This is a genomic window from Acidovorax sp. HMWF018, from assembly GCF_003061035.1.
In the GTDB taxonomy this organism is placed as follows: domain Bacteria; phylum Pseudomonadota; class Gammaproteobacteria; order Burkholderiales; family Burkholderiaceae_C; genus Acidovorax; species Acidovorax delafieldii.
Map to the genome: position 1 here is coordinate 29,370 of NZ_QAIM01000397.1, position 11,882 is coordinate 41,251.

Below are 11,882 nucleotides of genomic sequence, written 5' to 3' on the forward strand. Positions count from 1 at the left end.
TGCGGCCGTGCTGGCCATGCCCATTGCCCATGCGCTGCTGGTCGCGGCCATGGCGGCCGCCGCCACCTCCGACCGCGTGCCGCTCGACCTGCTGGTGCAGCAGATGGTGGCGCAGGTGCAGAGCTTTCCGCTGATCGCGATCCCGTTCTTCATGCTCACCGGCTCGCTCATGATGGGCGGCCGCCTGGGGGCTGCGCTGGTGGGCGTGCTCAGCACGCTGATCGGCCGCTTTCACGGCGGGCCCGCGCAGGTGGGCGTGCTGTCGTCCACGCTGTTCGGCGGGGTGTCGGGTTCGGCCGTGGCCGATGCCTCGGCCATCGGCTCGCTGCTGATTCCCTGGCACAAGCGCCTGGGCTATCCGCCCGCTTTTTCTGCCGCCACGCTGGCTGCAGCGGCCACCATCGACATCCTGATCCCGCCCTCGATCCCGATGATCCTGTTCGCGCTGACGGCCAATGCCTCCATCGCGGCACTGTTTGTCGCAGGCATCCTGCCTGGCATCCTGATGTGCGTGGGCTTCATGTTCATGTGCTGGTGGGTCGGCAAGCGCCGCAACTTCCCACGCGACACCACCCCCATCAACTGGAGTGAATTCCGCGTGCACCTGCTGTACTCGTCGCCCGCGTTGCTGCTGCCGGTTCTGATCGTGTTGTTCCTGCGCTTTGGCATTGCCACACCCACCGAGGTGGCCGTTTTGTCCACGTTGTACGCCGCTGCGGTGTCGGTGGTGGTGTACCGCGACCTGTCGCTCAAGCGGCTGAACGATGCCGTGGTGCATGCGGGCCTGGCGACCGGCGTGGTGCTGCTGGTGATCATGGCCTCTGCCGCCATCGGCTGGCTGCTGACCTATGACCAGATGCCCACGGGTGTGGCCCACTGGATCCAGCAGAACGTGAGCCAGGGCTGGATCGTGATTCTGATCATGAACCTGCTGATGCTGTTCATCGGCATGTTCATCGACCTGCCCGCCGCCGTGTTGCTGCTGACCCCGGTGTTCCTGCCCCTGGCCGAAAGCATTGGCATGGACCCGGTGCAGCTGGGAATCATGATGGTGGTGAACCTGGCTGTGGGCCTCTACACCCCGCCGGTGGGCACCACGCTGTTCATCACCAGCGCACTGGCCAAGGTCAAGGTGGGCCAGACGGTGCGCGAGCTGGGGCCGTTCTACTTTGTGGCCTTCCTGGTGCTGGCTCTGGTGTCTTACGTGCCGGCCTCGATCCTTCGCTGACCGCTTTTCTTCCCCGCTTTCACACAGGAGAACTCCATGACTTCCGCCGCAGACAAACTGCAGGCGCTGGCCCGGTGCGCCCATCGCATCCGCCGCTACGCCGTTCGCATGGGTGAGGTTCAGGGCCAGGGCTACATCGGCCAGGCCCTGGGCTGGGCCGACGTGCTGGCCGTGGCCTACGGCCACGCGCTGAACCTGCAACCCCAAGACCCCACCTGGGAGGGCCGCGACCGCTTTCTGCTCTCGCACGGGCACTACGCCATCGCCCACTACGCGGCGCTGATCGAAGCCGGCGTGATTCCGCAGGAGGAACTCGAAACCTACGGCAGCGACGACAGCCGCCTGCCCATGAGCGGTATGGCCACGTACACACCGGGCATGGAAATCTCGGGCGGCTCTCTGGGCCAGGGCCTGGTGATCGGTGTGGGCATGGCGCTGGGCCTGAAGCAGAAAAAGAATCCCGCGTTCGTCTACAACTCCATGAGCGACGGCGAGCTGGACGAAGGCTCTACCTGGGAGGCCGCCATGTCGGCGGCCCACCACCAGCTCGACAACCTGATCTGCCTGGTGGACATCAACAACCAGCAGGCAGACGGTCCCAGCAGCCAGGTGCTGGGCTTCGAGCCCCTGGCCGACAAATGGCTGGCCTTTGGCTGGCATGTGCAGCGTGTCGATGGCAACGACCTGGCTGCCGTGCTGGCGGCCTTTGACACCGCGCGAAATCTGACAGAGCCCAAGCCGCGCGTGATCCTGTTCAACACGCTCATGGGCAAGGGCGTTCCCTTCCTGGAGACGCGCGACAAAAACCATTTCATCCGCGTCGATCCGCCCGAGTGGCAGCAGGCCCTCGCCATCCTCGACCAGAACGCCCCCGAAGGAGCCGCCGCATGAACACCGTTGCCGAGAAAAAAACGCGCCTGACCACCTCCGCCATGATCGCCTCCATCGCGGGCGAGGGGCAGCGCGTCAAGGCCGCACCGTTTGGCAAGGCCTTGGTCGAACTGGCCGCCACCCGCCCCGAGATCGTGGGTATGACCGCCGACCTGGCCAAGTACACCGACCTGCACCTGTTCGCACAGGCCTACCCCGAGCGCTTCTACCAGATGGGCATGGCCGAACAGCTGCTGATGGGTGCGGCAGGCGGCATGGCCAAGGAAGGGCTGATTCCCTTCGCCACCACCTACGCCGTGTTTGGCACGCGCCGCGCGTACGACTTCATCCACCAGGTGATTGCCGAAGAAAATCTGAACGTGAAGATGTGCTGCGCGCTGCCCGGCCTGACCACCGGCTATGGCCCCAGCCACCAGGCCACCGAAGACCTGGCCATGATGCGCGGCATCCCGGGCCTGACCATCATCGACCCCTGCGATGCGCTCGACATCGAGCAGGCCGTGCCGCAAATGGCGGCGCACAACGGCCCCGTCTACATGCGCCTGCTGCGCGGCAATGTGCCGCTGGTGCTGGACGAATACGACTACCAGTTCGAACTGGGCAAAGCAAAGCGCCTGATGGATGGCGACGAGGTGCTCATCATTTCCAGCGGCTTCCTGACCATGCGCGCGCTAGAGGTGGCCAAGGCGCTGCAGGCCGACAACATCGGCGTGGGCGTGCTGCACTGCCCCACCATCAAGCCCCTGGACACCGCAACCATCCTGGCCGAGGTGCAGCGCAAGCCGCGCCTGGTGGTGGTGGCCGAGAACCATTCGATGGTTGGCGGCCTGGGCGAGGCTGTGGCCAGCGCGCTGCTGCAGAACGGCGTACAGCCCGCGCGGTTCCGCCTGGCGGGGCTGCCCGATGCCTACCTGGATGCGGGGGCCCTGCCCACGCTGCACGACCGCTACGGCATTAGCACCGAGGCGTTGTCGGCGCGCGTCAAGGCGTGGTTGAAATAGGGCCGTATCCAGGGGGGCAGGTCCGCACTCTCTGCGCCAGCGCAATGGCCACTCCGTGTTGCTGTGGCGTTGCAGCGATGTGCAGGTTACCGCGCCCTGCCCTCTTCCACCAGCTCGATCGGCAACCCGTCCGGGTCGGCAAAAAAGGTGAACAGCGCCCCGGTGAACGGGTCCGTGCGCACCGGCTCCACGGCCACGCCATGTGCCGCCAGGGCAGCGACACTGGCCGCCATGTCGGCCACGCGCAGGGCCAGGTGGCGCAGGCCACAGGCCTCGGGGTAGGACGGGCGTGCAGGCGGTTCAGGAAAGGAAAACAGCTCCACCTGCGTGCCATCGGGCAGTTGCAGGTCCAGCTTGTACGACTGCCGCTCGGCGCGGTAGTGCTCGTGCACCACCTGCAAGCCCAGCACCTCGGTGTAGAAGCGGCGGGAGCGGGCGTAGTCGCTGGCGATGATGGCCACATGGTGCACACCTGTGGGGCGGAGCATGGGCGGTGGTGCGCTGTTGCTGCTCATGCGTCCGAGCCCGCAATGTCCAGCGCGCGCGATGCGCCAAACAGCGCGGGCGTGGCGCTGGGGTCGATGACCCAGCAGGGAATGGTCGCCAGATAGGACTGGAAGCGCCCTTTGGATTCAAACCGTGCGCGGAACGGGGACTGGTCAAACCACGTGCCCAGTCGCGGCACCATGCCGCCGCCCAGGTACACGCCACCGCGCGCACCCAGCGTGAGCGCCAGGTTGCCCGCCACACTGCCCAGAAAGCCGCAGAACAGCTCCAGCGCCTCCAGCGCCAGCGGGTCGTTGGCCTGCAGTGCCAGCTCGGTCACCTGCGCGGCGGAGCTGACTTCCTTGCCACCGCGCTGGGCCAGCCGGCGCAGCGCGTGGTACAGGTCCACCAGCCCGGCGCCACACACGGCGCGTTCGGCCGACACGTGGCCGTAGCGCTCTTGCAGAATGCCCAGCACATCGAACTCGCGCTGGGTCTGCGCGGCCAGCGTGACATGGCCGCCCTCGCCGGACAGCGGCACCCCCAGGCTCGAGCCGGGCGGAAACACCAGGCCCGACACGCCCAGGCCCGTGCCCGGGCCCAGCAGCGCAATCGCAGCGCCCGGCACGGCCACACCGCCGCCCACGGGGCGCAGCTGCTCGGGCGTGAGCAGGGGCAGCGCCAGCGCGAGTGCGGTGAAGTCGTTGATGACCACAAGCCGCTCAAAACCAAACGCCTCGCGCACGGCGCGCTGCGAGAAGCTCCAGCTGTGGTTGGTCATGCGGATGGCGTCTCCCGTGACCGGGTTGGCGATGCCAAACGCCGCCTCGCGCGGGGTGGCGATGTTCACTTCGGCCAGGTAGGCCGCCAGTGCGGCGTCCACCGTGGGGAACTGTGCGCAGGGCAGCACACGGGTGTCGTGCAGGGGGCCATCGGGCTGGTCTTGCCAGGCCAGGCGAATGTTGGTGCCGCCAATGTCGGCCAGCAGGCGCAGGGGTGTCATGCGGTGTTTTTAAGCAAAAACAGCTGCTAGCGCTAGTAGAACATGCGCTAACAGCTATTATTTCAATAGCAACCAGTGTGCTGTCCCACAAATAGCTGCACGAAATGAAATCGATGACATCGCGCCCAGAGCAAGGCGCAAACCGCAGTGATAGCCGTAGCTATCGCGAGGATTTGCAACGCCGCCCTGGGGGTGAGGACGCGATTTCATGTGCAGCTATTTGCGGGACAGCACACTACATGCAACGATCCGGCGGCACTTGCGCCGCGCGGCTCACGCCAGCCGATTCTCGCTGCTGGCGTCAAACCAGTGGGCGTTGGCGGGCTCTACCGCCAGGCCCACGGCGTCGCCGGGCTGCACGCGGGTCTGGGCGTCGGTGCGCAGCGTGACGCTGCCTGCGGCCGTGTCCACCATCACATAGGTGTCGGGGCCCGTGGGCTCCACCACGCTGACGCGGCCGCGCCACGGGGCCGTCTCCTGCATCACCAGGTGCTCGGGGCGCACGCCCAGCAGCACCTCGTTGGCACTGGCGGGGGCCGCCAGGTTCAGCGCTGCGCCCTGAATGCCAAACTGCCCGCCCGTGGCCGCACCGCGCAGCAGGTTCATGGTGGGCGAGCCGATGAAGGTGGCCACATAGGTGTTGGCCGGGCGGTTGTAGATGTCGTCCGGCGTGCCCAGCTGCTGCACCACACCGCCCTTCATCACCGCGATGCGCGAGCCCAGCGTCATGGCCTCGACCTGGTCGTGTGTGACGTACACGCTGGTGATGCCGCTGGCCTGGTGCAGGCGCTTGATTTCGGCGCGCATCTCCACGCGCAGCTTGGCGTCCAGGTTGGACAGCGGCTCGTCGAACAGGAACAGTTGCGGCTGGCGCGCCAGTGCCCGCCCCATGGCCACACGCTGGCGCTGACCGCCCGAGAGCTGGCTGGGCCGGCGGTCCAGCAGGTGGCTGATCTGCAGCATGGCAGCGACTTCATCGATGCGCTTTTGGCGCTCGGCCTTGGGCATCTTGCGCATCTCCAGCGCAAAGCCGATGTTGTCGGCCACGCTCAGCGTGGGGTACAGCGCATAGCTCTGGAACACCATGGCGATGTCGCGGTCGCGCGGGGGCATGCCCACCACGTTCTTGCCGCCAATGCGGATCTCGCCCTCAGTGGGTTCATCGAGCCCCGCAATGATGTTGAGCAGCGTGGACTTGCCGCAGCCCGAGGGGCCGACCAGAATGAGGAACTCGCCGGGCGCGACGTGGATGTCCACCTTGCGCAGCACTTCCACGCTCTTGTCGCCCTTGCCAAAGCGCTTGTTGATGCCTGCAATGTCGAGTGATGACGCCATGATTTATCCCTTCACCGCGCCGGCCGTCAGCCCGCGCACAAAAAATTTACCCGCCAGCACATAGATCACCATCGTGGGCAGGCCCGCGATGATGGCGGCCGCCATGTCCACGTTGTAGGCCTTCACGCTGCTGCTGGTGTTGGCCAGGTTGTTCAGACCCACGGTGATGGGCTTGGACTCGGTGCCCGAGAACACCACGCCGAACAAGAAGTCGTTCCAGATGTTGGTGAACTGCCAGATCAGCGTGACCATGACGATGGGCGTGGACAGCGGCAGCACGATGCGCCAGAAGATCTGCCAGAAACTGGCGCCGTCCATGCGTGCGGCGTTCACCAGCTCCTTGGGGATGGCCGCGTAGTAGTTGCGAAAGAACAGCGTGGTACCCGCCAGCCCGGCCAGGCAGTGCACCAGCACCAGCCCGGTGATGGAACTGGACAGCCCCAGCCAGCCCAGCACCTGGCTCATGGGCAGCAGCACGACCTGGAAGGGCATGAACACGCCAAACAGCAGCAGGCCAAACAAGGTGTCGCTGCCGCGAAACTTCCACAGGCTCAGCACATAGCCGTTGAGCGCGCCCCACACGGTGGAGATCAGCACGGCCGGCACGGCCATGGCCACCGAGTTCCAGAAGAACGGGCGCAGTCCGTTGCAGTCCACGCCCGTGCAGGCGCTCTGCCAGGCCGTGCCCCAGGCCGACCAATTCAGCGCCGCGGGCAGTGCCAGCAGCGAGGTGCTACGGATCTCCTCGGCGTCCTTGAACGAGGTGACCAGCATGGCGTACAGCGGCAGCAGAAAGAACGCGGTGGCCAGGGCCAGCACGCCATAGACCAGCAGGCGGCCCACGGACGGAAACACAGAGGGCTTAGCGGTCATGGGGTTTGCTCCGCAGTTCGCTGTAAAGGTAAGGAATCACCAGAGCCGCCACGGTGGCCAGCATCATGGTGGCACTGGCCGCGCCCAGCCCGATCTGGCCGCGCGAGAACGACATGGTGTACATGAAGGTGGCGGGCACATCGGTAGCAAAGCCGGGGCCGCCGGCCGTCAGCGCCATCACCAGGTCAAAGCTCTTGATGGCCAGGTGCGACAGCACCATGAGCGTGGAGAAAAACACCGGCCGCAGCGCAGGCAGCACGATGCGCCAGTAGATGCGCGGCAGCGAGGCGCCATCGACCTGCGCGGCCTTGATGATGCTGTCGTCAATGCCGCGCAGCCCGGCGAGGAACAGCGCCATGGCAAAACCGGCGCTCTGCCAGATGCCGGCGATGACCACGCAGTAGATGGCCATCTCGGTGTCCACCAGCCAGCCAAATTCAAAGTTCGTGAAGCCCCAGTCGCGCACCATTTTTTCGATGCCCAGGCCGGGGTTGAGCAGCCACTTCCAGGCCGTGCCGGTCACCACGAACGACAGCGCCATGGGGTACAGGTAAATGGTGCGCAGCGCGCCCTCGGCGCGGATCTTCTGGTCCAGCAGCACGGCCAGCACCACACCAATCACCAGAGAGCCACCCACATAGCCCACGCCAAAAATGCCCAGGTTCTTCAGGGCCACCCACCAGCGGTCCATCTCCCACAGGCGCTCGTACTGCGCCAGGCCCGCCCATTCGTAGTTGGGCAGCATGCGCGATGCGGTGAGGCTGAGCACGCCGTTCCACACCATGAGGCCATAGATGAAGGCAAAACCCAGCACAAACGCCGGGGTCACCACCAGCCTGGGCAGCCAGGTTTCAAAGGAATTCTTCATTGCTTGCGAATCTCTCTTGCGTACGCACGGCACACGCTGCGTGCGCGGTAGGCGCTGTACGCGGTATCTCGATCAATCACTCAACCACCGTTTCACTCATTCACACATCCACTTTGTGTCACATGAAAAAAGGGGGATGCGCTCAGAGCACCCCCCAATGAACAAAGTGTTTACCTCAAACTAACTCGCTACTCACACTCTTACCACCACACCTCGTACTGCACGCCCACCAGCGTGCGCGAGGTCTTGCCATTGGCGCCAAAGGTGCCTGCGTTGGCCACCGCCGCCGCCTGGTTCCAGTTGGCCTTGGTCACATACAGACGCAGCTCGGGACGCGACCAGAAGTCTTCATTCAGTGCCAGGGCCCCCGCCAGCGTGACCTTGGACAGGCGCTGGTCCGGACCACTGCCCTTGCGGGTAGTGGTGGACAGTTCCACCAGGCCCTTGAAGTTCTTGGTGAACGCGTACGAGCCACGGCCGCCCAGCGAGAAGTCCTTGGTCTCCACGCCGGTCAGGTCAGCCTTGTTGGTCTGGTAGCCAATGAGGGCCTGGCCGCCAAACGGGCCGCTTTGCCAGTTGATGGAGTCGGCGATGCGGGTGGCGCGCTTGCCTGCGCTGGTGCCCTCGATGGCTTCAAACTGCCCGTCGATGCGGGCATGGCCGCGCGATGTCTGCAGGTACAGCGTGTTGGTGATGCTGGGCAGCAGGAACTCCTTCTGCGTGTGCATCAACGAAATGCCGGAGCCCGAGCCGCCGCCCACCTGGTTCTTGCCCCCCACAGCCGTCAGCAGCACCCGCAGCTTGCCGCCGGGGTTGGTGTTGATGTCAGACAGGTCGGCGTTGATGCGGTGTGCCTTCACGTTGTTGGGCAGGCCGCCGTCAAACTTGTCGCCGGAGAACACGCCCACGCCCAGCTTCATGCCACCCACGGGCACGTCGGTCACACCGGCACCGATGTTGTCGCCGTAGTTCAGCAGGAAGTTGTCGACGATGTGCACGTCCTGGATCCGCAGGCGGCGCTGGCCGACCCAGAACTTGGCTTCGGGCGAGAAGGAGAAGCCGCTCATTTCCACAAACGCCTGTGCGGTGCTGATGTCGCCACTGCCCCACTTGGCGGGCATGTAGTTCACCTTCCAGTTGATGCCACCGGCCTCGAAGCCCTTGGCAAAGTTGACTTCGATGCCGTTGTCACCTTCGTTACCCAGGCGGTACTTTTGCAGCTCGCCGCCCAGCGTCAGGTTGCCCTTGACGCCGTCGGAGTGGTTGAACACCGGGCCACCGCGGGAGTAGCCGTTGAACTCAAAGCCTGCTACGTCCATAGCAAAGGCGCCATTCGCGCATGCGGCGGCCAAAGCCACCGCCGTGAGGCGGTTTCTTGTCTTCATGATGGGATCCCTCTGGGGTTGGTTTTTTAGTGCGTGTAGGTACGTGTGTCGTACACGGCTTACTTGGTCTTCGCGGCGGCCGCGATCTTCTTCATGGCGTCGGCGACGCTCACCTTGTCGTCGTTCCAGAACTGGCTGACGACATCCTTGATCGCCCCTTCGGTGGCAGGCGCAATCGCCATGCCATGGGCCACGCTGGGCACCAGGCCACCGCTCTTGGCAGTGTCGGCAAAGTCTTTGCTGGACAGCTTGGCGCAGTCGTCAAACTTGTCCATCTTCTGTCCGGTGCGCACAGGGATCGAGCCCTTGTTGAGGTTGAACACCTCCTGGAACTCTGGGCTCATGATGGAGCTGGCCAGGTCGCTCTGCGCCTTTTGTGCTGCTGCGTCCTTGAGCTTGAACAGGATGAACGAGTCCACGTTGAAGGTGAACGCATTGGCCGTGCCCGGTGCCGCTGCGCACTGGAAGTCCTTGCCCGGCGCCTTGTTGGCCGCGATGAACTCGCCCTTGGCCCAGTCGCCCATCAGCTGGAAGCCCGCCTTGCCCTGGATGAGCATGGCCGTGGCCAGGTTCCAGTCGCGGCCGGGAGCGCCGGGGTCGGTGTAGGTCTTGATGCGGCGGAAGGTCTCCAGCGACTTCTTCATGGTGTCGCTGTTGATGGCCTTGTCGTCCAGCTTGACCAGCGCGTCCTGGTAGAACTTGGCACCGCCCACGCCCAGCACCACGGATTCAAAGGTCGTGAAGTCCTGCCAGTTCTGGCCGCCATGCGCCACGGGGACCAGGCCTGCGGCCTTGAGCTTGTCGGCGGCGGCAAAGAACTCGTCCCAGGTCTTGGGCATGCTGGCCACGCCCGCCTTCTTGAGCGCATCGGAGCTGGCCCACAGCCAGTTCACGCGGTGCACGTTGACGGGGGCGGCCACGTAGCTGCCCTTGTACTTCATCACGTCGGCGACCACCTTGGGCAGCACATCGTCCCACTTCTCGGTCTTGGCCAGGGCATCGACATTGGCCAGTACGCCTTCGGACGCCCATTCCTGGATGGCCGGGCCCTTGACCTGGGCGGCCGAGGGCGGGTTGCCCGAGATCACGCGGCTCTTGAGCACCGTCATGGCGCTGTCGCCACCACCACCGGCCACAGCAAAGTCGCGCCAGGTGTGGCCCTTGGACTGCATGATCTTCTTGAGCTCGGCAGCCGACTTGGCCTCGCCGCCCGATGTCCAGTAGTGCAGGACCTCGACCTCGCCTGCGCTGGCAGACATCGCGGCCGCCAGGCCCACCGCCAGTGCGGCGATCTTTGTCATCTTCCACATACCCTTGTCTCCTCGACGTTGTTTTCCAGAATCCGTTGCTGCGCCGTGATACCGGTGCCGTTCAGCGCAGTCGGTACTTTAATTACAATAATTAATTTAATTCTCAGGGCTTTCCCTGAGAGTCGCAGCGGCCCCACAGCGGGGCCGTTGCGGGGGCCTTTGTTATGCTCAATCCATGGCCACGATACTGATTGTCGAAGACGACGCCCTCCTGCTCGACGCTCTCACCGGCCAGCTCAAGCAACTCGATTACAGCGTCTGCACCGCCAGCAGCGTGGCGCAGGCCATGGCGCTTTTGCAGACGCAGGCGGTGGACGGCATCATCCTGGACCTGGGCCTGCCCGGCGCCGACGGCATGGAGCTGCTGACCTGGGCCCGCGCGCACATCGCCGGCCTGCCGGTGCTGATCCTCACCGCCCGCGACGGCGTCGACGACCGCGTGCTGGGCCTGAACGCCGGGGCCGACGACTACATCACCAAGCCCTTCAACATGCAGGAGCTGCAGGCCCGCCTGCAGGCCATGCTGCGCCGCGCGCGCCAGCCCGCCTTCACCCAGGCCAGCAGCGCGGCCGGCGTTGCCAGCACGACCATCGGCCCGCTGGTGCTGGACCACGCCAGCCATGCCGCGGCCCTGAATGGCGACCTGCTGGAGCTGACCCAGCGCGAGTGGGAGCTGCTGGAGCTGCTGGCCCACCGCTGTGGCGAAGTCGTCACCCGCGACGACGTGCTGGCCGCCTGGCGCGCCAGCCCGCCCGAGCCCGGCCAGACCGCCGCCCCGCTGAACTCCAATGCACTGGAGGTGTATGTGCACCGCCTGCGCAAGAAGCTCGACCAGTCCAACCTGGTGATCCGCAATATCCGGGGGCTGGGGTACATGCTGAACAAGCCGTAGATGGCACACCCCCCTGAGTCGCTGCGCGCCTTCCCCCCGCTCTCGCTTCGCTGCGCTGCGCGGGCAGGGGGACGATGCCCTCGCTGCGGGGCGGCCCTTGCTCGGCATCCCGCGCCCCGGCCGCGCCAGTGTCACGCGTTGCGGGCTTTCACCACCTCCCGCAGTGGGGTTCGCTGACATGCGCCACGTTCATGGGGTCTCTCTTCAACGCAAGCTGCTGCTGTGGCTGCTGCTGCCGCAGCTGGTGCTGTGGCTATCGGGCGGGTTTCTGGCGTGGCGCATTGCGCTGCAGAACGGCGAGAAGGGCATTGACCAGACGCTGACCCAGTCGGTGCGGGCTCTGGCGCGGCAGATCAAGCCGATTGGCGACGGGCTGCTGGTGGACTTTCCGAAGGCCGCGCAGGACATCCTGGAGCAGGACCCGGCCGACCGCATCACCTACATGGTGTCGTCCCCGCCCGGCCGCTTTTTGCTGGGCAACGCGCAGCTGCCAGCACCGCCCGCTCAGGTTGATGTGGCGGTGGGCGAGGCGTTTTTGTACCAGGCGCGGGTGGACGACAAACCGGTGCGCGTGGCCTTGCTGGACGTGGACTATGGCACCGCCTCCACC

General features: G+C 65.4%; 12 protein-coding genes. 5 read left to right on the top strand and 7 right to left on the bottom strand.

Features of this window, described 5'->3' with window-relative positions:
• The first annotated feature begins 7 nt into the window (after positions 1-7).
• Genes DBR23_RS15920 through DBR23_RS15930 form a run of 3 tightly spaced genes read left to right on the top strand, consistent with a single transcriptional unit; the run spans position 8 to position 3,120 of the window.
• Complete coding sequence (locus DBR23_RS15920) at positions 8-1,228, top strand: TRAP transporter large permease (RefSeq protein ID WP_369882124.1); 1,221 nt, start codon at positions 8-10, stop codon at positions 1,226-1,228.
• A 36-nt stretch (positions 1,229-1,264) separates the two neighbouring features.
• Positions 1,265-2,119, top strand: a complete 855-nt coding sequence (locus DBR23_RS15925; protein ID WP_108498892.1) for a transketolase — start codon at positions 1,265-1,267, stop codon at positions 2,117-2,119.
• Positions 2,116-3,120, top strand: coding sequence for a transketolase family protein (locus tag DBR23_RS15930; RefSeq protein ID WP_108498893.1), 1,005 nt, complete (start codon positions 2,116-2,118; stop codon positions 3,118-3,120). The genes DBR23_RS15925 and DBR23_RS15930 overlap by 4 nt, the downstream gene beginning before the upstream one ends.
• A gap of 86 nt (positions 3,121-3,206) precedes the next feature.
• Here DBR23_RS15930 and DBR23_RS15935 read toward each other — a convergent pair whose 3' ends face one another.
• The 7 genes from DBR23_RS15935 to DBR23_RS15965 form a co-directional block, all read right to left on the bottom strand.
• Positions 3,207-3,635 (bottom strand): VOC family protein, encoded by a 429-nt coding sequence (locus DBR23_RS15935; RefSeq protein ID WP_108498894.1) that lies wholly within the window; start codon positions 3,633-3,635, stop codon positions 3,207-3,209.
• Positions 3,632-4,609, bottom strand: coding sequence for a glucokinase (glk, locus tag DBR23_RS15940; RefSeq protein ID WP_056744054.1), 978 nt, complete (start codon positions 4,607-4,609; stop codon positions 3,632-3,634). The genes DBR23_RS15935 and glk overlap by 4 nt, the downstream gene beginning before the upstream one ends.
• A gap of 273 nt (positions 4,610-4,882) precedes the next feature.
• The gene (locus DBR23_RS15945; RefSeq protein WP_056744052.1) at positions 4,883-5,944 is read right to left on the bottom strand and encodes an ABC transporter ATP-binding protein; all 1,062 of its coding nucleotides are present in this window, start codon (positions 5,942-5,944) and stop codon (positions 4,883-4,885) included.
• 3 nt (positions 5,945-5,947) lie between these two features.
• Positions 5,948-6,817 carry a carbohydrate ABC transporter permease gene (locus DBR23_RS15950; protein WP_056744049.1) on the bottom strand — a complete coding sequence of 290 codons (870 nt, stop codon included), beginning with the start codon at positions 6,815-6,817 and terminating at the stop codon, positions 5,948-5,950.
• Positions 6,807-7,685 (bottom strand): carbohydrate ABC transporter permease, encoded by an 879-nt coding sequence (locus tag DBR23_RS15955; RefSeq protein ID WP_015012611.1) that lies wholly within the window; start codon positions 7,683-7,685, stop codon positions 6,807-6,809. Before DBR23_RS15955 ends, DBR23_RS15950 begins: the two co-directional genes overlap by 11 nt.
• Before the next feature lie 200 nt (positions 7,686-7,885).
• Entirely contained in the window at positions 7,886-9,004 is a 1,119-nt protein-coding gene (locus tag DBR23_RS15960; RefSeq protein ID WP_108498895.1) for a carbohydrate porin, read from the bottom strand.
• Between the two features lie 125 nt (positions 9,005-9,129).
• Entirely contained in the window at positions 9,130-10,380 is a 1,251-nt protein-coding gene (locus tag DBR23_RS15965; RefSeq protein ID WP_056058428.1) for an ABC transporter substrate-binding protein, read from the bottom strand.
• 175 nt (positions 10,381-10,555) lie between these two features.
• Between DBR23_RS15965 and DBR23_RS15970 the strand changes: the two genes are divergently transcribed.
• Together DBR23_RS15970 and DBR23_RS30795 are read left to right on the top strand one after the other, a co-directional pair.
• Positions 10,556-11,272: a response regulator transcription factor gene (locus tag DBR23_RS15970; RefSeq protein WP_056058426.1), complete on the top strand. Its 717-nt coding sequence runs from the start codon at positions 10,556-10,558 to the stop codon at positions 11,270-11,272.
• A gap of 178 nt (positions 11,273-11,450) precedes the next feature.
• A partial coding sequence (locus DBR23_RS30795) for a sensor histidine kinase N-terminal domain-containing protein (protein ID WP_233250490.1) occupies positions 11,451-11,882 on the top strand: 432 nt, incomplete at its 3' end.